Source organism: Allorhizobium sp. Av2 (genome assembly GCF_021462805.2).
Lineage (GTDB): Bacteria > Pseudomonadota > Alphaproteobacteria > Rhizobiales > Rhizobiaceae > Allorhizobium > Allorhizobium vitis_G.
Window position 1 is genome coordinate 23896 of sequence record NZ_CP192700.1, and the last position, 23593, is coordinate 47488.

The 23593-nt window shown below is 59.6% G+C and carries 18 protein-coding genes and 1 pseudogene; 11 read left to right on the top strand and 8 right to left on the bottom strand.

Annotated elements, in window-relative coordinates; all coding sequences use genetic code 11:
* Positions 1 to 59: 59 nt before the first annotated feature.
* Genes FS819_RS27485 through FS819_RS27515 form a run of 7 tightly spaced genes read right to left on the bottom strand, consistent with a single transcriptional unit; the run spans position 60 to position 9317 of the window.
* Positions 60 to 1655, bottom strand: a complete 1596-nt coding sequence (locus tag FS819_RS27485; protein ID WP_010974864.1) for an ABC transporter substrate-binding protein — start codon at positions 1653 to 1655, stop codon at positions 60 to 62.
* Between the two features lie 57 nt (positions 1656 to 1712).
* On the bottom strand, positions 1713 to 3383 hold the full coding sequence (locus tag FS819_RS27490; RefSeq protein WP_045023436.1) for a dipeptide ABC transporter ATP-binding protein: 1671 nt from the start codon (positions 3381 to 3383) through the stop codon (positions 1713 to 1715).
* Entirely contained in the window at positions 3380 to 4321 is a 942-nt protein-coding gene (locus FS819_RS27495) for an ABC transporter permease (RefSeq protein ID WP_010974806.1), read from the bottom strand. Before FS819_RS27495 ends, FS819_RS27490 begins: the two co-directional genes overlap by 4 nt.
* A complete protein-coding gene (locus FS819_RS27500; protein ID WP_045023439.1) occupies positions 4321 to 5307 on the bottom strand; it encodes an ABC transporter permease in 987 nt (328 codons plus the stop codon). Before FS819_RS27500 ends, FS819_RS27495 begins: the two co-directional genes overlap by 1 nt.
* A complete protein-coding gene (locus tag FS819_RS27505; RefSeq protein WP_012655011.1) occupies positions 5304 to 6791 on the bottom strand; it encodes a SidA/IucD/PvdA family monooxygenase in 1488 nt (495 codons plus the stop codon). Before FS819_RS27505 ends, FS819_RS27500 begins: the two co-directional genes overlap by 4 nt.
* 10 nt (positions 6792 to 6801) lie before the next feature.
* Positions 6802 to 8028, bottom strand: coding sequence for an LLM class flavin-dependent oxidoreductase (locus FS819_RS27510; protein WP_010974865.1), 1227 nt, complete (start codon positions 8026 to 8028; stop codon positions 6802 to 6804).
* On the bottom strand, positions 8025 to 9317 hold the full coding sequence (locus FS819_RS27515) for an NtaA/DmoA family FMN-dependent monooxygenase (protein ID WP_010974866.1): 1293 nt from the start codon (positions 9315 to 9317) through the stop codon (positions 8025 to 8027). Before FS819_RS27515 ends, FS819_RS27510 begins: the two co-directional genes overlap by 4 nt.
* Before the next feature lie 171 nt (positions 9318 to 9488).
* Between FS819_RS27515 and FS819_RS27520 the strand changes: the two genes are divergently transcribed.
* The 11 genes and pseudogenes from FS819_RS27520 (at position 9489) to FS819_RS27570 (ending at position 22204) form a co-directional block, all read left to right on the top strand.
* A complete protein-coding gene (locus FS819_RS27520; RefSeq protein ID WP_156550881.1) occupies positions 9489 to 10451 on the top strand; it encodes a LysR family transcriptional regulator in 963 nt (320 codons plus the stop codon).
* 81 nt (positions 10452 to 10532) lie between these two features.
* A pseudogene (locus tag FS819_RS27525) lies at positions 10533 to 11062 on the top strand (DUF6088 family protein).
* Between the two features lie 249 nt (positions 11063 to 11311).
* The gene (locus FS819_RS27530; RefSeq protein ID WP_156550882.1) at positions 11312 to 12298 is read left to right on the top strand and encodes an AAA family ATPase; all 987 of its coding nucleotides are present in this window, start codon (positions 11312 to 11314) and stop codon (positions 12296 to 12298) included.
* A 3-nt stretch (positions 12299 to 12301) separates the two neighbouring features.
* Positions 12302 to 14812 (top strand): S8 family peptidase, encoded by a 2511-nt coding sequence (locus FS819_RS27535; RefSeq protein ID WP_156550883.1) that lies wholly within the window; start codon positions 12302 to 12304, stop codon positions 14810 to 14812.
* A 352-nt stretch (positions 14813 to 15164) separates the two neighbouring features.
* Positions 15165 to 16517 carry an LLM class flavin-dependent oxidoreductase gene (locus tag FS819_RS27540; protein ID WP_010974868.1) on the top strand — a complete coding sequence of 451 codons (1353 nt, stop codon included), beginning with the start codon at positions 15165 to 15167 and terminating at the stop codon, positions 16515 to 16517.
* 22 nt (positions 16518 to 16539) lie between these two features.
* Positions 16540 to 17472, top strand: a complete 933-nt coding sequence (locus tag FS819_RS27545; RefSeq protein WP_156550884.1) for an aliphatic sulfonate ABC transporter substrate-binding protein — start codon at positions 16540 to 16542, stop codon at positions 17470 to 17472.
* Between the two features lie 18 nt (positions 17473 to 17490).
* Positions 17491 to 18291, top strand: a complete 801-nt coding sequence (gene ssuC, locus FS819_RS27550; RefSeq protein ID WP_156550885.1) for an aliphatic sulfonate ABC transporter permease SsuC — start codon at positions 17491 to 17493, stop codon at positions 18289 to 18291.
* A gap of 48 nt (positions 18292 to 18339) precedes the next feature.
* Positions 18340 to 19119 carry an ATP-binding cassette domain-containing protein gene (locus tag FS819_RS27555; protein ID WP_409050127.1) on the top strand — a complete coding sequence of 260 codons (780 nt, stop codon included), beginning with the start codon at positions 18340 to 18342 and terminating at the stop codon, positions 19117 to 19119.
* Positions 19116 to 20063 (top strand): LysR family transcriptional regulator, encoded by a 948-nt coding sequence (locus FS819_RS27560; protein WP_010974870.1) that lies wholly within the window; start codon positions 19116 to 19118, stop codon positions 20061 to 20063. Before FS819_RS27555 ends, FS819_RS27560 begins: the two co-directional genes overlap by 4 nt.
* 31 nt (positions 20064 to 20094) lie before the next feature.
* The gene (locus tag FS819_RS27565) at positions 20095 to 21696 is read left to right on the top strand and encodes a rhodanese-related sulfurtransferase (RefSeq protein ID WP_234624937.1); all 1602 of its coding nucleotides are present in this window, start codon (positions 20095 to 20097) and stop codon (positions 21694 to 21696) included.
* A 13-nt stretch (positions 21697 to 21709) separates the two neighbouring features.
* Complete coding sequence (locus FS819_RS27570; RefSeq protein ID WP_012654853.1) at positions 21710 to 22204, top strand: cupin domain-containing protein; 495 nt, start codon at positions 21710 to 21712, stop codon at positions 22202 to 22204.
* 598 nt (positions 22205 to 22802) lie between these two features.
* On the opposite strand, the gene FS819_RS27575 is transcribed toward FS819_RS27570, so the two are convergent.
* Positions 22803 to 23576 carry an SOS response-associated peptidase family protein gene (locus FS819_RS27575; RefSeq protein ID WP_156550887.1) on the bottom strand — a complete coding sequence of 258 codons (774 nt, stop codon included), beginning with the start codon at positions 23574 to 23576 and terminating at the stop codon, positions 22803 to 22805.
* Between the last annotated feature and the right edge of the window lie 17 nt (positions 23577 to 23593).

Here is a 23593-nt window from a genome sequence, read left to right on the forward strand (position 1 = left end):
ACGGTGTTGTCGCGCTACGTGGCAGGCGGCGCCTGTGGAGCCCGCCTGCCGGATAAAGCTCAGCTTCCCAGCCACGCAGCGGCGAAGTCGACCGAATGCCCGGACGAATCCTCGGTGTGGTTGTGCAGCGTCTTGCGATAGAGCGTCAGGTTCTGGAACTGAACGAGGTTTACCGCCGGCAGATCGCGGTGAAGGATGTGTTGGAACCTGACGAAGTATTCTTTGCGCTTCGCCGGATCGATTTCGATCGATCCTTTCTCGAAGATCTCATCGACCTCGGCATTGCTGTAGCCGGAGTGATTGGACCACGGCACGCCCTTCTTGATGTTCTTCGACCAGTAGCCGCGCTGGATGCCGTCCGTCGGATCATAACCGTTGGCAAGATGCTGGAGGTCGATATCGAAGGCCGCGTCGGTATAGACGCTCTTGATGTAGGTCGCGTAGTCGTAGCTCTGGATCGCCACGTCGACGCCGATGTCGCCGAAGGCGGATCGGAGGAATTCTGCGCCGACACGGGTTGGCCCGTAGACAGGATTGTAGGTAAGGCGCAGCGCGAACCGTTTCCCATCACCACCACGCTTGTGGCCGGCCTCATCAAGAAGCGCTTCCGCCTTGGCCTTGTCGAAGGCATAGAAGCCGATACTTGGATCGTGATATTCTGCCATCGACGGTGCAATCGCGGTCGGGGACGGCACAGCATATCCCTTCCAGACGAGACGGATGTAGTCGTCGATATTGATGGCGTGAGCGAAAGCCTGGCGAACACGCAGATCGCTGAGAATCGGATGATCCAGACGGAAAAACAACTGGTTCAGACTGCCTTCAAGCTCGTAACCGCGAGTCTCGACGCCGAAGCGCGGATCGTCGCCAAGGCGCTTGATCTCGTCGAGCGGCACGGGTGTGTGATAGCCTACATCGACGTCTCCCGCCTCGAAAGCCGCCCCGCGGGCGCTGACATCAACGATAAACCGTGTCACCACAGCATCGAGCAGGGGCAGATCCTTGATCCAGTAATCGGGATTGCGTTCGAGCAGGATATGGCTGCCGCGTTCCCACTCCTTGAACACGTAGGGGCCCGTGCCTATCGGTTTTGCGTTATAGGGGTTCGCCCGAATATCCGTCTCTTCGTAGAGGTGTTTCGGGATGATGGGCGAAGCGATGCCGGAAAGGGCCGGCAACAGGAATGGAACCGGTGTCTTGAACTGGGCGACGACCGTCAGTGGATCGGGCGTGTCGATCTTTTCGAGCGATGCAAACGTCACACGCCGGCGCGGATGGGTTTCCTTCAACGTCAGCAGCGAGAATGCAACGTCCGCGGAGGTGAACGGTTGACCGTCATGCCACTTGATGCCCGGGCGCAGGTGAAAAGTGTAGGTCTTTCCATCCGCGCTGATATCCCAGCTCTCCGCAAGATGTGGTTTGAAGGTCCGGTCGAAACTGACCTTCAACAACCCTTCGATGACACGGGAACCGACGCCGGCGTTGCCGGTGTTCTGGAACAATTCGATGAGCATGGCGGGTTCGCTGGCGGCGACGATGCGGGCGGTACCGCCACGCACCGGCGTAGTTTGAGCGAACGAAATACCGGGTATGGCGGTACCCAATGCGCCGATTCCGAGGGCGGCGTTGAACGTCCGGCGCGACAGTTTGATCATGAAATTCTCCTGGCTCGTGAAGTTTCGGGTTCTGTTGTTTTAGGGAGTCCGTTGCCGTTACGAAGCTGCTGCGATCAGCTTCCTCGTGTATTCATGGGAGGGATTGCTCCATAGATTTTGGTGGTTGCCGCGCTCGATGATGTGTCCATCCTTCATGACCATGATCCTGTCCGAGATGTATTTCACGACAGCCAGATCGTGGGAGATGAAGAGATAGGAAAGACCGGCTTCCTCCTTGAGATCGGCAAGCAAGTTGAGAATTTGCGCCTGAACGGACACGTCGAGTGCCGATACCGGTTCGTCGCAGATGACGAGCGAGGGCCGCACGATCAGGGCTCTGGCAATCGCGATCCGTTGACGCTGCCCACCGGAGAATTCATGGGGAAAGCGCTCCACCGCCGAACGTGGCAGGCGGACCTGGTCGAGAGCTTCGCTTATGCGCGATTGCCTGTCGGCGGAATTGCGATACTTGTGTGCATGCAGCACGCTATCGAGAATATCTCCAACGGTCCGGCGCGGGTTTAGGGAAGAATAAGGATCCTGGAAGATCATCTGCACGCGCCCGCGGAAGGCGCGCAGGTCGGCTCCACCTGCGTGGGTGATGTCCTGACCTTCGAACAGGATCTGTCCGCCGGCAACGGGTATCAGACGGCTGAGCGCCTTTGAAAGCGAAGACTTGCCGCTACCGGATTCTCCGACCAGCCCGAGCGTTTCGCCGCGCAGGAGTTCGAAGGTCACACGATCGACGGCAGGCGGTGTCTTGCTAGCGGGGTCATAGCGAACCGTGAGATCCTCGACTTCCAGAAGCGCATCTGCCGTTGCATTGGTGCGCGGTTCCGCTGCAACCGGCGGGCTACGGATCTCGAAGCTGGTTGTGCCGTTGCTGTTCCTGTGGGTCCGGATCTCGTTCAGCCGCTCCGATGAAGCGTGGCGCCCATCGCCGAGACGGATCGATGCGCCGATCAGCCCTTTCGTGTAGGGATGCTGGCTCTCCTGAAACAGATGCTCTGCCTTGAGCTCTTCCATCCTTTTGCCGTTGTGCATGACGACCACGCGGTCGGTCCAGCGCGACACCAGTGTCAGATCGTGGGAGATGAGAAGCAGGCCCATGGACAGATCGCGCCGAAGACGATCGATCAATTCGAGGATCTGGCTCTGGATCGTCGAGTCGAGAGCCGTGGTCGGTTCGTCTGCGATCAGCAGGAGCGGCGTGAGCGCGATCGCCTGGGCGATCATGGCACGCTGTCTCTGGCCCCCGGACAGTTCGTGTGGATAGGACGCGATACGACGGTGTGGTTCCGGCATTGACACCAGATCGAGTAATTCCAGAACCCGCGAACGTGCAGCCTTCCGGGACAGCCGTTCATGGGCGTGCAGTACCTCGGCGATCTGGTCTCCGACCGTATAGACCGGATTGAGAGCGCTCATCGGCTCCTGGAAGATCATGCCGATCCGGGGTCCGAGAATGGGCCGCCATGCCTTGGGTGGGAGGCGGAAGAGATCCAGGCCATCGAAGGTCACCTCGCCGCTGCTGGACGCTTCGTCCGGCAGGAGGTTGGACAGCGCAAGGGCAGTCGTGCTTTTCCCGCAACCGGATTCGCCGACCAGAGCGACAGCCTCGCCGGCGGCGATGTCGAAGGAAAGGTTCTCGACGGCAACCGCTTCACCGCTCCGGCTGTGATATCGGACTGAGAGGTCGCGGACACCAAGCAAAGGTATCGCCATCATTCCACTGCTTTCCGCGAGCGGACTTTGCGCCTGATCCGCGGGTTGAGCGCGTCGTTGAGGCCATCCCCGATGAGGTTGAGCGCCAGCACGGTGAGGACGATGCACCCACCGGGCATGAGCGTGAGGTACCAGTGGCTGCGGATCACCTCGCGGCTGGCGCCGATCATTGATCCCCAGGTGACGGTATTCGGATCGCTAAGCCCCATGAAGGACAGCGCAGATTCCATCAGGATCGCCGAGGCAACCATGATCGATGAGACCACGATGAGCGAGGGCAGGGCGTTGGGCAGGATTTCCTGCAGAATGATCCGTGGCGCCGAAATGCCAGACGCCCTGGCAGCCATGACGAAATCCTTCTCCCGGATCGAGCGGAACTCGGCGCGGGTGAGACGCGCGATCATCGCCCAGGACACAAGTGCGATGCCGACGATGACCGTACCGATTGTCGGTGTCGCGAAGGCGACGAGAACGACCAGCAGGACGAAGCTAGGAATGGTCTGGAATATCTCGATGAACCGGACGATGAGATCGTCGATCCAGCCGCCGCAATAGCCGGCGATGGCTCCAATAAGTCCACCGAACACCAGACCGAGAATTGTTGCGGAAATCCCCACCAGCAGCGAGACACGGGCGCCATGTACCAGTCCCGCCCAGACGCTTCGACCGAGTGAATCCGTGCCGAGTAGAAAGTCCGGATTTTCTCCGGGCCAAAGACGCTCAGGGCCGACAATCGACTGCGGATCGCCCGGAGCCAGCCACGGGGCCAACAGCGCCAGGAGCATTATAATGCTGAGTGTCATGAGACCGGCTGTCGCGCCCGGGTTCGAGAGAAAGTCGCGCAGGACCGAGCGCGCAATGACAGGATTGCCGATGTTGCTCCAGGGGGCTTCACCGGCTGCCATGCGTGCGGTTGAGGATTCGATATCGAAGCCGCTCATCAGCGCACCTCGATTCTGGGATCGAGGGCAGCCTGGATGATGTCGACGATAGCGTTGACGCAAATCACCAGGACAGACGAGACCAGCATGATGCCGAGCAACAGCGTATATTCACGCGCCATGACGGCATCAAAGGCAAGCCGACCCATGCCTGGCCAACTGAAGACCGTTTCGATGACGATGGCGCCGCCAAGAATGCCGGCCACGTGGATACCGGCCACCGTGGTGATCGGGATGAGCGCGTTGCGCAGCACGTGGCGAAGGACAACCTGTCGTGGCGCCAGACCCTTCGCCTTTGCGGTGCGGACATGATCCTGCCCGATGACCTCAAGGATAGAAGATCGGGTGAGACGTGCGTAGATCGCCATGTAATAGAGCGCCAGTGACGTCGCGGGGAGCAATGCATAAGAGGCGCGGTCGATAAGCCAGCCAAAGCCCCCCGAGGAAGCGCCGATGGTTTTCATGCCGCCAGCCGGTAGCCAGCCGAGCTTCACCGAGAAGACGATGATGAAGATCAATCCGATCCAGAATGTCGGGACTGAGTAGAACAGCAGCGATGCCACCGAAAGAATGCGATCGGCCGCGCGCGTTGCGTTCAGTGCCATGATCGTGCCAGCTGCGATCCCCACCAGCAGGGCGATGACGATCGCAAGAACCATGAGCGTCAGGGTACCCGGCAGACGCTCCATGATGAGATCGGCGACGGGGACACCGTAGCGGGGAGATATGCCGAGACTGAAATGCGCCAGACTTGTATAGTAGTTCGCAAGCTGATCGAGCAGCGGCAGATCGAGCCCGAAAGCCCGGCGAATGTCGGCCACCGTTTCCTGCGTGGCGGCACCGGATTCGGCCGCCATGTAATCGGCGGCATCCCCAGGCGCGAGCTGCAGCACGAAGAAACCGAGCGTGACGATGACGAACATCGTCGGGACCGCCTGAATGAGGTTGCGTAGCAGACTGCGGCCAACCCGCGTAAGCCTCTTCATGGAGCTGCCTCCCAAGGTCCGGAGACGGGTGAGGGAGCGACGCGGTCGACCGCGATGGACGGCCCGAGGCTCGCAAGCCGCTCGTAGTCCGCGCGAGCATGGATAAAGAGTGAGCGAGCGACTGCCGCGATCAGGCGGGGCAGTGCGATCGCGGCGCTGCCGATATCGCCAGCATGGATGCCGTGACTGATGATCGCCGCGAAGGTATAGACATGGATACGCTTAAGCCATGGCGCCGAACCAGGCTCTATCTCCTGCAATTCAAAACCTTTCCCAAGATAGGGATGCGAAGACCAGCCGCTTTCCCTCTCCGCCGCCGCAACGCGGTCTTGCCAGAGGAGAATGTGGGGAGCCGCGGCGGTCAGTTCCGGCCGGGCATAAACGTTTTGCCTATAGCCGGTCGCGGCAATGACCGTGTCCAGCATTATATCGCCCGTCGTCGTTCTCGCTACGATATCGTCGCCAAGAGCTACAATCTGTTCTGCCGCAACGTTGAAATGGAGATAGTGGTTCGGATGCTGGCAGGCCCGGGCGATGGCCGCATCCGGCGCGGAGCTGCGTCGCCGGCGCTCCAAAATCAAACGCCATCGCATTGCATCATCGAATTCCGGAAAGAACAGCTTGTCAGCCGAGGGTCTGGCGGCAGCCTGATCGTTGGCCTCTACGAGATCGCCGTGTCGGACGAATTGATGCACACTCGCTGCACCATGTTCCAGCGCGACAGCCGCTGCGTCGAACGCGGAGGCGGCCGCTCCGACCACACCCACGCTCAAGCCGCGAAGGCTAGCGAAATTAATGAGGTCGTTCGTGTGGACAAGGCGGTCGGGAGGAAGAGTGTGGGAAAGAACCGACGGTATATAGGGTTCGCCCAAGCCGTCCAGGCCAGTTGCCAGTACGATCGTCTGTGTTGACAGATCTATCACGCCCTTGTCCTGCAGTTCAAAGCGCAGATTGAGCGGTGCGTTTTCGGCGTCCGAACGCGGATCGATCGAAATCAGGCGATGCTGCCATCGCACGTCGATCCCCGCCGTTTCGCGATACCAGTTGAGATAGTCGAGCCAGACGGTGCGGGGTATTTCCGCCATTGCGGCAAATGCGGCGTCACCATGAAGCGCAACGTACCAGTGCTCGAATGTCAGTTCAGGGATGCCCTGTTCGAGACCGGTAAATCCCTTGCCCGCGCGAAGCGTGTGCATCCTGGCTATGGTATTCCAGACGCCCGCTGTTTCCGGCGTGGCGGCATCGAAAACCTGCACCCGTCGGATGCCGGCACGGCGCAGTCCAAACGCAATGGCAACACCACTCTGACCACCGCCGATGACGGCAACGTCCATATCTGTGGCGACCGGAGCAACCCAATCCAGAGTGACCGGTTCGAGCTGCGCGATTGCGCGACGCGTCTGTTCACTGAGCTGGTTGAGACGCTCTTGCGACACCGTTCTCCCGCTTGATCGGCCCGACGCGATTTTTTGTTGAACTGTCATCTCATCACCCCTAGAGCCGCAAACCGGCTGCCCGCATCAGCGGGAGAACGGTTCGTCCGAAATGGGTGAGGTCGGGCAGGTAGTCGAAGAAGGAGATGTGGAAACCGTCCACTCCTTCGGCATGCAAAGCGGCAAGCTGTTCGACGATCCGTTGAGGCGAGCCGACGAGCCGGACATTCCCCCCGACAGCGATCGCATCGACCGAGTTTACATCGTTGCTCTTCGCCCACGCCTGCGCGTCGCTGACCAGCCGTTTGTCGAAATCCTTCGTGTCAGCAATGTTATGCAGCCCGCCGACATTCCTCTGCTCGACGGCGGCAACAATCGCGCCATAGTATTCCTGAGCTTCCTGATCCGTGTCGCGACAGACGATGATTGGATTGAGGATGACGCGGATTGTGCGCCCGTTTCGAGCCGCAGCTGCCTTGACGGTGGCGGTATGGGCGCCGAGCGACGCCCGCGCTGCCTCGAAACTGCCCCCGCCGGGGCTAGTGACAAAGACGATATCCGATTGCCGCGCAGCGAAGTCTATGCCGGCGGGCGAGCCTGTCGCGCTGATCAGAAGGGGTCGGCCGAAACGCGGCTTCGGCGTGATGAAGCCCTCTTTGATCCGCCATGGCGATTTACCGGAAAAGGTGACGGGCTCGTCCGAGCGCCACAATGCCTTCAGCGCATTGACGAATTCGTCGGCGAGCCTGTACCGCTGATCGTGCTCGATCTGCGAGCCGCCGAACATCTCGTGTTCAATCCGGCGATGACCGGTCACGACATTGAGGCCCCAGCGGCCATTTGTGATGTGATCGAGGGTGGCGCCGGCGCGCGCCAGATGAAGCGGGTGCCAAGGTCCATACAGGATATGCACGGTCGATGCGAGCAGGATATTCTTCGTCTCTGTCGCCAGCGCAGCCATGGTGACGAAGGGGTCGAGAGAGGTGCCGTTCAGTACTTCGCCGAACCCGCCTTTCGGAAGCCATTGCGACAGTCCAAAGACGATGTCGAAGCCGAGTTCGTCAGCGATTCGTACGAGGTTGCGGTTGTAGCCGAAATCCCATGACGTCGTGCGTGGCAGATGCGACGCACTCCAGCCACCGGCATTGAGTGGCAGAAAGAGGCCGAGCATCGTCGGCTGCCGGAAGATGCGCGCGACTGGGCTTTCGTCAAAATCAGCGGGTGACGGGACCGGATCGTTCTGCGTTAGTTCCGTGGATGTGAGCGTGTGGTGAGGGTCGCGCGTCATTCACCGAGCCCCAGGTTTCCGCGCAATGTGCTGTGCCGATATTCCGACCGGAAGATGCCACGTCGCTGCAGGATGGGGATGACGCTTTCCGTAAACGAACTGAAGCCATCGGGAAAATGCGTGGCGCTGACATTGAAGCCGTCAGCCGCACCGCTGCGGAACCACAACTCAATCTCATCGGCGACCTTCTCTGGCGTCCCGGCAATAAAGCGGTTGCGTCCCTGCGAACTGAGCAGGATTTCCCGCAGCGTCGCGCCGGGCCGCCGCTCGATCATCTGCCAGGTGGATTCCGAAATCCCGGTTGAAACCGCAGGTGTGAAGTCAGCCTGAGCGCGGGTCGGAGCCGGTTTGTCGAGGTCCTCGCCACCAAGAGGGACACCAAGACGAATCCCGAACCAGCGCGCATCGGCGGCGAGGTCGCGAAGCGCGTCGAGTCGTTCAACTTTTCTGAGCGCCTCTTCTTCGGTTGAGCCAACGACCGGATAGATTCCAGGCATGAACAGCGTCCGGTCGGGATCGCGCCCCGCCTTGCGCACCGCATCCTTCGTCCTTCTGTAACCCGCCTGGGCCGCCTCGAGGTTGGTCTGGAGGCTATAGATCAGGTCGGCGTGCCTTGCGCCGAAGCTAAGGCCGACCTCGGAGGATCCGGCTTGTACCAGGATGGGCTTTCCTTGCGGGCTGGTCGGCACCTGCAAGGGCCCACGGACTTTAAAATGCATTCCAACATGGTTGAGATGGCTGACCTTCTTCCAGTCGACGAACGTGCCGCCAGCCTGGTCGAGTAATAGCGCACCGTCTCCCCAGCTTGCCCAGAGAGCCTTTGCAACGCTCACGAACTCCTCCGCACGGTCGTAACGCTCGTCATGCGTCGGCAGGTCCATGCCGAAATTCCAGCCTGCTTCCGGAAGATAGCTTGTCACAATATTCCAGGCAGCACGGCCACCGCTGATATGATCGAGCGAAGAGAGCTTGCGGGCGAGTTCGTAGGGCTCGGAAAATGTCGTGGAAACAGTGGCGATCAGTCCCACGGATTCAGTTCTCGCCGCTATCGCCGAAAGTGCCAGCAATGGATCGAGTGCGTGCCACGGTTCGACTGGCGGCTCCATCGGAAGGCTTTGGAAGTCCGATAGAAAAACAGCGTCGAAACCTGCCTTCTCCGCGATCTGCGCGACCTCGATGTGAGCGTTCACATCGAGAAACTGCGCGGGGTTGTCGATGAGGCGCCATCGCGCTGGGTGCAAGCCGAGGCCAAGATTGTAATTTGCGGTGAAATGAAGTTCTCGTTGCATATCGTTCTTTGCTTCAGGAATAAGGAGGTGCCGCGCCCATGACAGACGGTTTCAAATTGCGGGCGGCGGGCCTATTTAGGAAGCAAAAGTCTACTAATTCTATAGACGTTGGTGCATATTCCTGTCGATTATATGTTTGTTTTCGATTTCACTATTCGAGAGGTTCGAAGAATGCGGGGCACCGACTTTGGCAATCTGCGTGCTTTTATGATGATCGTGGATTCCGGCAGTTTCGTTCGGGCCGCAGCAGCCCTGAAAATCGCGCCTTCCACTCTCAGCTACACAATCCAGGTTCTGGAAGGGCGGCTTGGGACGAAACTGCTGCAGCGTACGACGAGAACGGTCAGATTGACCGAAGCTGGAAGTCGATTGGCCCGGCGCCTCGGGCCAATGATGTCCGAATTCGACACCTTGATGGAGGACCTGACGGAGCCTCGGGAAAAGCTCTCCGGGACGCTGAAGCTTTGCGTCCCGCGTATGCCGATGCGGCTTTATATGGAACCGCTTCTTAATGGCTTCGAAGCCGCTTACACGGACATTACCATCGATCTCACGATTGGAGATGTGCTCGTCGACATCGCGGTGTCCGGGTTTGATGCTGCGGTCATCCCTAACCGGAGCATCCAGGACGATCTGGTCTCTATTCGGTTAGGACCGGAATTAAAGCGCATTGTCTACGCGTCACCAAGATATCTCGCCCGTTTCGGGGCGCCCTCTGAACCGGGAGACCTCGTTCATCATAATTGCATCAACTTTCGAGGCCCCCACACCGGAGCAATCTACCCCTGGGAGTTTCAGCGCGGTCAAGAACGCTTCGAGGTTGCTGTCAGCGGTTCGCTCATCGTGTCGGATTCGACCTACACACTTTCAGCCGCTCTCAGCGGCAAGGGCATAGGCTATGGCATAGAGCCAATTTCGAAGCCTTTTCTGGACGACGGCAGTCTGATTTCACTCCTGGAAGGCTGGGTCGCCCCCCATCCGGGGTTCATGCTGTGTTATCCAAAGAACCGGAATATCTCCGCCGCACTCAAGGCATTGCTTTCGTATGTAAGAAAGCAGAGCCGTGCCGGCAGTAGACTGAACGACGACCGTGTGAATGGTCGCCTTGGATCTACTCATATTGTTCGAACATGAAGCGCGCTCTTGAATGTCAGAAAAATATAGCCTAATTTCTGACGCATGAAACCCCTCGCGACATCAGTTCCAGACCTAATTATGAAGCGTGCCCGTGCCGGCGGGCGCGGCAGTGTCTTCACGCCCAGTGATTTCCTGGACGTGGCCGCGCGCGCGGCCGTCGACCAAGCGCTTTCTCGGTTGGCCAGGAATGGAAAGCTTCGGCGCCTGACGATGTGGCGAAAGCGTTGGCGCGGGAGACCGGATCTCAGGTGCAGATCGCCGGTGCGCGCGCGGCGAATGCCCTTGGCCTGTCAACACAGGTCCCCGCACATAGCATCTATCTGACTGATGGCCCGTCGCGCCGTGTTGTGCTCGATAAGCGCGTCGTTGATCTGCGCCACGCTTCGCCCAAGCACCTTATTGCTCCGGGCAGTGCTGCCGGCACAGTTGTTCAGGCCCTTCGTCACGTCGGGGCGGTGCGTGCCGCCGACGTTGCGCAGATCGCCTCGCGTCGACTGTCGGCCAGCGACAAGAAGACGCTAGCATCCAATGCGGTCCGGGCTCCCGCTTGGATGCGTTCGACGCTGGTCTCGATCGCTAACGCAATGCCGAGTGAGATAGATGGATAACCATGCGAATGTATCCATCAAGCTGATAGGAAAGAATTTGCTCTCGTTGCAGTCTCAAATGTTGGGAACTGTTGCTCCGTTCAAATTGCTTTTCGCTATGGCGATCATTAAACTGGATTTTAACCAGTTCTTTGGGAGAGGCGTCTATCTCTCGAAAGTGCCAAAAAGTCACCGCGAGAGGGACACGATGACGCAAATGTGGACCATTCAATCAGAAGGAGCTCGATCTATGAACCGAGCTCAGTCGTCATGACCACGGCGCAGCAGTTGATCTCGCTGCTGAAGAGCCACGTCGAAGGCGACGACGAGCAGTTCCTGACGATTGCATTGCAGGCTGCAGCAAGTGAGGCCCGCAGGGGTCATGGAAAGGTGGCTGTGCAACTCCGCGAGCTTGTCGATGCAGCGCGCGCCAACAAGGATCGTACCTCCGGGCGCAAGAAAGCCCCTGTTCCTATTGCGCAGCCACGCGGTGATCTCGCGAACCTGGTTGCGGTGCGCTACACTGACGTTCGGTTGTCGAGCATGATCCTTCCTGCGGAGCTCGAAGCTCGTTTGAAACGAGTCATTCTCGAGCAGCGACAACAGCATAAGCTTCGCAGCCATGGGCTGGCCCCACGGCGCAAACTGTTGCTCATCGGTCCCCCCGGATCCGGAAAGACAATGACCGCGGCTGCGCTCGCCGGTGAACTCCATACGCCGTTGTTCACCGTGCAGCTCGATGGCTTGATGACGAAGTTCATGGGGGAGACCGCCTCAAAGTTGCGGCTGGTGTTCTCGGCGATGGCTGAAACCAAAGGCGTCTACTTCTTCGACGAGTTCGATGCGATCGGCGCGAAGCGCGCGGAACGCAATGACGTGGGCGAGATCCGGCGTGTCCTCAATTCGTTCCTTCAATTCCTCGAGGAGGATGAGAGTGACGGTCTGGTGGTGGCGGCGACTAATCACCCGGAATTGCTCGATCCAGCGCTCTTTCGGCGGTTCGATGACGTCATCGAGTATGCATTGCCGAGCGTTGAAGTCGCGACCGGCATTTTGCAAGCGCGCCTATCCGGCTTCGACACCCAGGATATCGACTGGAAAAAAGCGGTTGCAGATGCTGCCGGTTTGAGCCAGGCCGAGATTGCCCGCGCTGCGGCCGACGCCGCGAAACTCGTCGTCCTGTCCGACCGGGACCGCATCACCCAGAACGATCTGTCCCTCGCGATAGCCGAACGCAAAGGAGCGGCGTCGCAATAATCGATGGCAGAAGAAACACCGCGTCCACTCCCACACGTTTATTTGCCCGGTCACGGGAACATCCAGGACTACACTGCCAGAGGCGGAGGTGGCGGCACAACCGTGCCGGTGCGCGATAGGGCTCAGCATGCTGTAAAGCTGACAGAAGCCCTTACCCGCGCAGTGGCAGACGCGGAAGCGCAATTGAGAGCCCGCGAGCCCGACCTTGCGGGTGGAACGCCAGGTTTCTATCTTGAGTTCGAACTCCCTTCATCCCAGAGCGAGATCGTCGATAAGCTCGAAAACCGCCAGGGCAGGTTTCCGATCGAACTTGTTAGCGTTCGCCCGATAGGGGAGGGAGGGAACGCGATTGCCGCCACCGTCTTCGTCCCCGAGCGCCAGCGCGACTATTACCTCAAGAAGGTGGCCGAATATCGCGACCAGGACCGGATCCAACGGGTCGAGGGGGACGGTGAGATCGTCGAAAGAAACAACGGACCCAAGAATGAAGTGCTCGTGGCCTCACTTGAGACCGCGCGTCTTGCGGTGGCCAGATCCCTCTATACGGATGACGAGGCGTTCTTTCCGGTGCCCGGTACGGCCATCTGGTGGGAGGTCTGGCTGCGTCTCGGGACCAGAGATACCTTTGCGACGGCGGCTGAGCGACTGGAGCTTCCGGTGCGTGAACATGCCCTTCAGTTTCCGGAGCGCGAGGTGTTGATCGTCCACGCGAGCGCCGAAACCCTCGGGCGGATCATTGCGCACACCGACACGATCGCAGAGCTACGAACCGCCCGCGATACACCGGCCTTCTTTATGGAGATGGACGGCGCCGAGCAACGCGCCTGGGCTGCGGAGACGGCGGGCCGCATTGTGGCCCCCGATGGTGACCGTCCCGCCGTCTGCCTTCTCGATTCAGGCTCTACCCGACGTCACCCTTTGATCCTCCCGGCGCTCGCAGCAGTGGATCAGCAGGCATTCGATCCTGGCTGGAACGTCGAAGACACCAGTAATCAGGGGCACGGCGGACATGGCACCCAGCTTTCCGGCGTCGCCCTATACGGTGACCTGACCGATGTCCTCGCCGGAGCCGGGCAGATCATACTGACGCACCGGCTGGAGTCGGTGAAGATCCTGCCTGACCATGGCGCGAATGACCCCGATCTCTTCGGCGCCATCACCGCCCAATCGATAGCGCGTGCCGAGATCGTCGCACCGGACCGGCCTCGCGCGATCTGCCTTGCCCTGACCAGTGACGGCGATCACTGGCGCGGCCGTCCGTCGTCATGGTCTGCGGCTCTCGACGCACTTGCCTATGGCGCCGACAATGCGCCGCGCCTGATTGCGGTTTCTGCCGGCAATATTCGTGAGGACATTCATCAGAACGATTATCTCGTTCGCAACGATATCACGCCGATCGAAAGCCCGGCCCAGGCGTGGAATGTGCTGACGGTCGGAGCATTTACCGAGAAGACGGCGATCACCGACCCGGTCTTCAACGGATGGGGTGTCATGGCCCAGGTCGGCGATCTCATGCCACGTAGCCGTACCTCCGTCACTTGGAACCACGATTGGCCCCTCAAACCCGATGTTGTCTTCGAGGGTGGCAATCTGGGCGTAGATCCGGCGACGCTCATTGGTGATCACCTTGACGATCTCGCGCTGCTGACGACCTATCGGACGCCCGAGCACCGGGCGTTCACGACAACCGGCGAGACCAGTGCAGCAACTGCGCTCGCGGCAAGGATGGGCGCGCAGATCCTGGGGCAGCGTCCTGATCTGTGGCCCGAGACGGTCAGAGCCCTGATCGTCCATTCGGCGGAATGGACACCGACGATGAAAGCCCATCTCGGCGGGATCAACAAGAATGGCTTGATTCGGCGTTACGGTTTCGGGGTTCCATCACTGGTGCGCGCCCTTGGAAGTCTCGATAACGATGTCACCATGGTCATCGAGAACCAGATGCAACCATTCAAGACCGTGGGCAGCAAGATCGAGACCAAGGACATGGTCCTGCACGCGCTTCCCTGGCCAACAGAGGAACTCGAGGCTCTTGGTGAAACCCAGGTTCAGTTGCGGATCACGCTCAGCTATTTCATTGAGCCCAATCCTGGGGAGCGTGGCCAAACACGCCGTCACAGCTACGCTTCGCATGGATTGCGGTTTGCGTTGAAACCGGGCGACGAGCGCCCCGATGTCTTCTTGCGTCGCATCAATGCCGCGGCCGGGGCCAGGCCGCCGGCAAGGGCGGCGGGAGATGCAGGCTGGACGCTTGGTCCCGTTCTTCGCAATCGGGGATCGCTGCATGGGGATATCTGGGAGGGAAACGCCGTCGAGCTCTCCCAGCGTGACGCTATCGCCATCTATCCGACTGGCGGATGGTGGCGGGAGAATACCGGTCAGAGAAGGGGTAATACAGCGGTTCGTTATGCACTTGTCGCAACGTTGCGAACTGCGGCTGATGTCGATCTCTACACCCCGATCAGCACCCCCATCCTTCCAGAGGTGGCGCCCGAAATTCTGATTGAGACTTAGACCCTCCCGCATTGGAGATATCGGTGAACATCCCAGACATGTTGCCTTCCCGTCAGTCACCCGACTCGATAGCTCATACGGGCGGATTCCGGCCCCACCGCCGTGAAGGACAGAAGTTAGCTTTACCCCCGACTGATCAGGGATGCACGCGTGCGACAATTTCGACGCTATCGTGGTAGGCAGCCATTCGCGAGAATTGTTGTCCACTAGGAAATTGTTTCCTCAACCCGCGTATAATTAGTCCCTTGAGGCTTTCTTTCGAGATCAGATATTATTCCATTATTTCTATATTGACGATAGATTGTATATAAATAGTCATTCCTGAGAATGATTATCTCAGGAAGGCGTACGGATGCATCTCGCTCTTTATCTCGAGGCAGGCACACATCTCGGAGGTTGGCGGCTCCCGGAGTCGGCCACCTCCGGCGGCGTCGACTGGGCGCTCTACAAGACCGTCGCCCGCCGCGCAGAAGCTGCGAAGCTGGACATGCTTTTCGTCGCTGACAAGCTTTCGATCGACGACAACTACGGCCAGCACTTTGCCGACACGGTGAAGTATCGTCTCGTCACCCGGCCCGAGCCCTTGACCACACTGGCGGCGCTCGGAGCCGTCACCGATCACATCGGCATAGGCGGCACGATCTCATCATCATATGCCTCGCCTTATGCCGCCGCCCGTATGTTAGCGAACATCGACCATATCAGCGGCGGTCGCGCTGCCTGGAACCTCGTCACCTCCGTAAGCGATGGCGAGGCGCGCAATTTCGGCCGGGAGCAACATTTCGGACACGAGGAGCGCTACCTCCGCGCCATCGAATTTGCGGACGTCATGGGCAAGCTATGGGATAGCTGGGAAGCCGATGCGCTCGTCCTCGACAAGAAGTCCGGCGTCTTCGCGGATTCCACCAAATTCCATTACATCGACCACGAAGGCGACTTCTTCAAAATCCGCGGGCCTATCAACGTACCCCGCCCGCCGCAGGGTCGTCCGGTCCTCATTCAGGCTGGCGTCTCGGACCGGTTCCAGGGGATCGCGGCGCAGAATGCCGAGGTGATCTTCGTCGTCCATGCTGAACTGGAGCGCGCACGAAGCTTCTACAAGAGCTTCAAGGAAAAGGTGGTCGAAGGCGGCCGCTCGGAGAACGCCGTAAAGGTCCTCCCCGGCATCGTCCCCGTGGTCGGTCGCACCCGTAAGGAAGCACTGGACAAGGAACGAGAGCTCAAGGAACTCATTCTGCCCGAGGCAGGCCTCAGCTTCATGTCGGCGAGCATGAACTTCGACCTCGCCCAGTTCCCCCAGAATGCACCCTTCCCCGATATCACCGACAAGATCACGGGCAGCGTCGGCCGTTTCCAATACGTCATCAAGCGCGCCATTGAACAGAAAATGACGGTTGCCGAGGTCGGAAAATGGTACGCTGAAAGCCTCTCCTTCTTCGCGCCCGTCGGTACGCCGGAGGAAGTCGCCAGTCAGTTGGCCCATTGGTACGCCCAGCGTGCGTGTGATGGCTTCGTCATCCTGCCTCCCTACATCCGTCGCGACGAGGACCTGTTCCTCGAAGGCGTCGTCCCTGTTCTCCAGGAGCGCGGACTTTTCCGTCGGGAGTATCCCGGAACCACCCTCCGCGAGACCCTGGGTCTCGAACGGCCAGCCAATCAATTCGAAACACGCGAAACAACCGAGAAAAGGCGCGCTGCGCTCTGACCTCGCATCAAGGAGTATTGTGATGAAGACCAAGTCAATCATTCGCCTGGCGCTGTCGTTAGCGCTGTCCGTCGCGGCAACAGTCGCCTCGGCCCAGGACGTCCTGCGCGTTGGCGACCAGCGCGGCAACGCGCGCGCGGTCATGGACGCTTCCGGCGTGCTCAAGGACGTCCCCTATCAAGTCGAGTGGAGCGAATTCGCCAACGCCGCCCCTCTGCTCGAAGCTCTCGCTGCCGAAGCTCTTGACGCTGGTTCGGTCGGCGACGCGCCACTGATCTTTGCCGCTGCACGTGGTGTCAAGGCAAAGGCCATCTTCGCCACGAAGTACGAAGGCAACGCCATCATCGTAAAGAACGACGCACCTTATCAGGGCATCAAGGATCTCGTCCGCAAGAAGGTCGCTTTCGTGAAGGGTTCGGCGGGCCACGCCCTTATCCTCCAGTCGCTCAAAGAGGCTGGTCTCAAGGAAGACGCCATCACGCCGGTCTTCCTGCCGCCCGCGGAGGCGACGCTCGCCTTGACGAACGGATCGGTCGACGCCGTCTCGCTCTGGGAACCCTACATCTCCTTCGCGACGCTCAAGTCCGGGGCTCGCATCATCGTCGATGGCAAGAACTACCCCAGCCTTTCCTATTTCATCGCTTCCGAGGCTGCTATCGAAGGCAAGCGCGATATCCTCAAGGACTTCGTCGCCCGCAGCGCCAAGGCTCGCGCCTGGGGGCTCGAGCATCCGCAGGAATACTCGAAGATTATCGCCCAGCTCGTCAAAATTCCCGATGACGTGGCTCTCGGCAAGCAGACCCGCGAAAGGCACGCTCCCCAGCTGATCAACGCAGACGTCGAGAAGCTCCAGCAAAGCACGATCGATCTCTATTATGGAGCCGGGATCATCGACAAGAAGCTGAAAGCCAGCGACCTGCTGGATGACTCCTTCTCTCCCAAGCAGACAGACTGACGAACGCAGAGGCTGACGATGATCACGACCAGCGCGAAGACTCCAACCACAGCAGGACGGTATCTGGCCCAGGCGTTTGCTCCGTGGGCGTTTCCTGTAATCGTCGTCATTCTCTGGCAGATCGCCTCATCGGGAGGACTGCTCTCCCAAGGCATTCTTCCGTCGCCGCTCGCCGTCCTGGAGGCCGCCTGGTCTCTGGCGGCAAGCGGCGAGCTTGTGCAGCACATGGCAGCCAGCTTTTGGCGCGCGGCCGTCGGCTTCGGTATAGGTTCGGCTCTGGGGCTGTTCTTCGGTTTTGTGAACGGCCTGTGGCGAACCGGGGAAACGCTCTTCGACAGTTCGCTTCAGATGCTCCGTAACATTCCGTCGCTCGCCATGGTGCCACTCGTCATCATGTGGTTCGGAATCGGCGAGGAAGCCAAGATTTTCCTCGTGGCGTTCGCTACCATGTTTCCGATCTACCTCAACACCTTCCACGGCATCAAATCAGTCGATCAGGGTCTGATCGAGATGGGGCGGAACTACGGACTGACACGAACCGGTCTTGTGCGCGATGTCATCTTGCCTGGAGCCATCTCGTCTATTCTCGTTGGTGTGCGGTACGCGCTCGGGGTGGCCTGGATCGTGCTGATCGTGGCCGAGACGATCGCAGCGAGTTCCGGTATCGGCCTTCTCGCTACCAACGCGCGTGAATTCCTTCAGTCCGATGTCGTGGTGCTCTCGATCATCCTGTACGCGCTTCTCGGCAAGCTGACAGACTGGCTGGCGCGGCTCGCGGAGAACCGTTGGCTACGCTGGCATCCATCCTATCAGAAGTAAGAGAGGTCTCTGGTGACTGTAGTCTCCTTGAAATCGACGCGGCCGAACGTGGCAAAAGAGGTTTCCTTAAGCAGCGCTTTTGTGGGTGGAGCCGGTCTGGACATCTTCGGCTTATGGAAGGGTTTCGACGGGACAGAGGTCCTTAAGAACCTTTCGCTCAACGTACCCGCCGGGCAGTTTCTTTCGATTGTCGGCCGCTCGGGCTGTGGGAAGTCCACGCTTTTGCGGCTGATCGCGGACCTCGAAACTATCGATGGCGGGACGATCCAGATCGACGGAAATCCCCTATCCGAAATCTCCGGTGAGGTGCGGATGATGTTCCAGGACGCGCGCCTCTTGCCCTGGAGAACCGTTCTCCAAAACATCGGGATCGGCCTGCCCAACCCATGGCAGAACCGCGCACGCAAGGCGCTTGCCGAGGTTGGTCTTTCCGAACACGCTGACAAATGGCCGTCCCAATTATCAGGTGGACAGAGGCAGCGCGTTGCCCTTGCCCGTGCCCTTATACACCGCCCGCGTCTCCTGCTGCTTGACGAACCGCTCGGCGCACTGGATGCACTGACGAGACTGGAAATGCAGGACCTCATCGAAAGCATCCGCGCGCGCCACGGATTCACGGTCCTTCTCGTCACACACGACGTCGAGGAGGCCATTGCTCTTGGCGATCGCGTCATCGTGATGGAGCAAGGCGAGATCGTTCTCGAGCTGGATATCGAGCTTGCGCATCCTCGTGTGCGCAGTTCGCAGGCGTTCACGTCAATCGAGGAGAAGGTTCTTTCCAGGGTACTGAACTCCAGAAATGCACCAAGCGGAGACGACTGCAAATGAACCTCGACGACATCGAAGCTTTCATCGCAGTGGTCGGAGCCAGGTCGCTCAGCCAAGCGGCGGCAATTCTTTCGTTGACCCAGTCGGCAATCTCGAAGCGCATCCAGAACCTCGAGAAGGACCTCGGTGTTACCCTGCTCGACAGAAGCGTCAAGCCACCCGTTCCAACCACCGTAGGTCTCGGCGTCCACGAGCAGTGCCTCAATATTCTCAGGGAGGTCGACAAGCTCCGCTTGACGTTGAGTGCCCGCTCGAACCTAACGGGTGGTGCGCGCTTGGGACTGACCCAGGCAGTCTGCGATGTGATTCTTGCCGACATAGTCCATCTGCAACAGGAGCGATGGCCGGAACTGTCTATACGTGCCACCACAGGCTGGGCGAACCAGATTGTTGAAAAGCTCGTCGACGGCCAGATCGATGCCGCGATCGTATTGATGCCCACACGGAAAATCTTTCCGCACAAAGTGACCGCCGTTTCGCTGGCGCAGGTCGAGATGGCGATCGTGGGGCCGCTCGGATCGGGCGGAGACCGTGCCCACCGCCTTGTCACCCTTCACAAATCCGGATGGATTCTGAACCCCGACGGATGCGGTTTCAGGGCAGAACTCCAGCGCGTGCATGCGGTGCTCAATCTTCCGTTCAAGGTCAATCTCGACACCTTTGCTCGAGAGACGCAGTTGGAGATGGTTGCCGCAGGTCTCGGACTTGGACTCGTTCCCGTGCCCCTTCTGGAGATGAGCCCCCACCGTACCAAACTGGAGATCATCACAGTCAGCGACTTTTCGTTGCGCGCAGAACTCTGGCTCTGTCACGCGCCGACTCTCGGTGCTCTCGAACCACCCATCAGCGCATTTGGAGCGAGAGCCGCAACGCTGTTTCAGGGCGCGGCAGCTCCCAGCAGGCTGGTCGACTTTGAAGCTGCCAGCCAGACCATCACCTCGTGAATAGCACACGAGATCGATAGCAGGAGAAAATATGTCAGCCCCGATAACGAAGCACAGCCTCAGGTACGACGAAGTGCGGCAGCATCTTCTGGCCCGCTCGGAAATCCTTCTCGCCGACGTCCGCGAAGAAGATCCTTTCGCGCAAGGGCATCCCCTCTGGGCAGCCAACTTTCCCATTGCCCGGCTTGAACTGGATGCATGGCGCAGGATCCCACAACGCGATATGCTGATCGTTCTGTATGGTCACGATGGCATACGAGACCTCGCTCCCATCGCCGTCGAGAAACTGAAATCGCTCGGCTACACGAATGTCCATATCCTCGAAGGGGGATTGGAAGCGTGGAAGGCCGACGGCGGCGAACTGTTCATTGACGTCAACGTGCCGAGCAAGTCATTCGGTGAACTGGTCGAAGCGAAAAGGCACACGCCGCTCTGGGACGCGACCAAGGTAAAGGCGCTTCTCGATGAAGGAGCCAACGCGGTCGTTTTCGATGCGCGCCGTTTTGACGAATATCAAACGATGAGCATTCCAAAGGGTATCAACGTTCCCGGTGGTGAACTCGTCCTGCGCGCACGGGACCTTGCTCCCGATCCCGAGACCCTTGTGATCGTCAACTGTGCTGGCCGCACACGCAGCATCATCGGGACGCAGTCTCTCATCAATGCCGGGATACCGAACAAGGTCGTCGGTCTTCGCAACGGAACAATTGGATGGACTTTGGCAGGTCAGACACTGGAACAGGGAGCGAGCAGGAGCTTCGCTGAGGTCGAAACCAGGGACCGCTCGGAGGCGCAAAAATCCGCTGCAGCCGTCGCCGCGCGCGCGGGTGTTCGGAGCATTGCTCTGTCGGACATCGGCAGCCTTCAAACCCCGGACCGAACGACTTATCTGATCGACGTCCGCACCGAACCAGAATACCTCGAAGGCCACCTGCCGGGCTTCATGCACGTGCCAGGGGGACAGCTTGTACAGGAGACTGATCACTACGCGCCTGTCCGTGGTGCGCGTATCGTACTAAGCGATGACGAGACAACGCGTGCCAATATGGCAGCGTCTTGGCTCGCGCAGATGGGTTGGGAAGTCTATGTCGTAGAACAGGCTCCGAGTGATGCCTTCAGCGAACAAGGATCCTTCAAGAGCATATCGCCCGAAGTCGAGCCGACCCCGACGATCTGCGTCCGCGATCTTTCTTCCGCGATCTCCAATCCGAATTCCGATATCGTCGTGCTCGATTTCACGACCAGCGCGAACTACCTAAAGGGGCACATCCCGGGTGCGTGGTTAGCGCTACGCTCCCAGCTCCCGGAAGCGATCAAGCGCGTGCCTCCCGCAAAAACCTACGTCGTCACATGCGGCACAAGCGCGCTCGCCATTTATGCCGCCGTCGACCTCAAGAAACTGGTCGATGTTCCAGTCCTCGTTCTTGAGGGCGGCAACGCTGCCTGGAAGGCTGCCGGTCAAATCCTGGAAACCGATGAGTCCCACCTCGCATCACCCCGCATCGATCGCTATCGTCGGCCCTACGAAGGCACGGACGCCCCCGTGGAGGCTATGCAGGCCTATCTCGACTGGGAATACGGACTGGTCGCGCAGCTCGATCGCGACGGCACGCACTTCTTCAACGTCATCTGAGCAGGACCGCACCATGAGCGACGACCATCACCACGACCACCATCACTCGGACCATTGGAAGCACAACGGGATCCGTGTCATCAAGGGCGACCAGCTCGATTCCAACACGGCCCAGACGCCTGGCATGTTCCGGCAGGCAGCCGTCAATCATGCCCGCGTCGGCGCACAGAAAATCTGGGCAGGCACCGTCGCAATCGAGCCGAACGCCAAGACCGGGGTCCACCACCACGGTGCGCTCGAAAGCGTTATTTTCGTGATCCGTGGCAAGGCCCGTATGCGCTGGGGGGATCATTTGGAATATGTCGCGGAGGCGGGACCAGGCGACTTCATCTTCGTGCCGCCTTACGTACCGCACCAGGAAATCAATGCCGATCCTGACAACGTGCTCGAGTGCGTCCTGGTGCGATCGGACAACGAGGCAGTCGTCGTAAACATCACGGATGTCGATCCTGTAGAGAAGCCGGAAGAGGTTTATTGGGTTGATCCAATACACCGCCATCCGGATTGACAGAGAGAAAGCGGCCCACCATGCGCCGCTCACCCCGCTGGACCTCGTCCAGCGACGCTTCGGTGTTGACGGTCGTGAACAAGTCGACAGAGAAGGTTTCGTAGGCCGTAAACCGGCCGGTGATGATCAAAAGCGAACTGCCGATTGCTCCATCGGGCAGTCTGCTCCCATGTTCGACTGCGGTGCGTTGACACGCCATTGCTCAGAATTGTGATAAGCGTGACCCCGAGTAAAGTGCGCTGTGCGGCGCCAACCCCACCCTTCAGCGCCGTCGCGCCGACACCGGCGCGGCTCATCTGATGGTGCGCGTTCGCAATGCCGGCACGGTCGACGAGGCGCGACCCGATCCGGCAAGCTGCTCGCCGTTCTGAGAAAGACGGCGGCGGAAGGCTGCTATGTCTATGCGTTCGATGCCGGAGCACTCAGTGATCGACACGCGCCTGATCCCCATCGCCTTGAATTTTGATCCCGGGTGGAAAGCGAAGGCGACCAACCAGCCTAAACATTAAAATGGCGTTCTGGGTAGGCGGGTTGGTCGCAAAACTGATAACGCTGTCCTGTCTGGCGAGGCGCCATGCTGATCGTCTGAGCTCTAGCCTCAAAGCAGACTGCCCTGTTCCACGGGCTCTCCGGATTTGGACACGATCGTGGATCCGTACGGTTCGCGCGACGAAATGATCAACGCATCATCTGGCAAAGGCCGTGCCAGATCTTTGGCTTCGTCCCATGGCGCCTGCATCCACACCTCGGTCTCCTCTTCGGTCAGGAGAAGAACAGGCATCGCCTTCTCATGGATCGGCTTCACGAGATTGTTGGGATCAGTGGTCAAAAACCCATAGAGGTCGTCGGTCGTCGGCCCATCCTTCACCTTCCGGACGCTCTGCCATTGCGGGACATGGATGCCGGCGAAGAACATCAGCGACTTTTCCTCGTCGCGCGCAAACCAGGCGTTCGGCACGTTCCCGCCGGGTTGCTGGCTGGCTGGATCGGGTTCGGCGAAGCTGGTGACCGGGACGAGGCATCGGTGCTCGACACCAAACCATCGTTTCCAGTGTGGGAAGGTGAGCTTGCGGACGTTGGTCGTGCCGCGGTCCGCCTCCATGCGGATGAGCTCTTCAAGATCGGCGGGCTTCCCTTTGGCTTTCAGTTTTTCGGCCTTGGCTTTGGCGGCCTTTTCCAAGGTGAACCGCGGCGAGGGAAGACCCCAACGCGCACGTGCCAATTGTGTCCTTCCATCAGCGGTGTTGCGGACAATCGGTCCCATCTGATCGGGGTTCATTTGATAGGCTGGCATGAGGTTGATGAGGCTCTCGGCGTCCTGAGCCCATTTTGAAACCCAGTCCTTGTCCTCCATCCGATAGAGATTACACATGCGACCCCCTCCGCTTC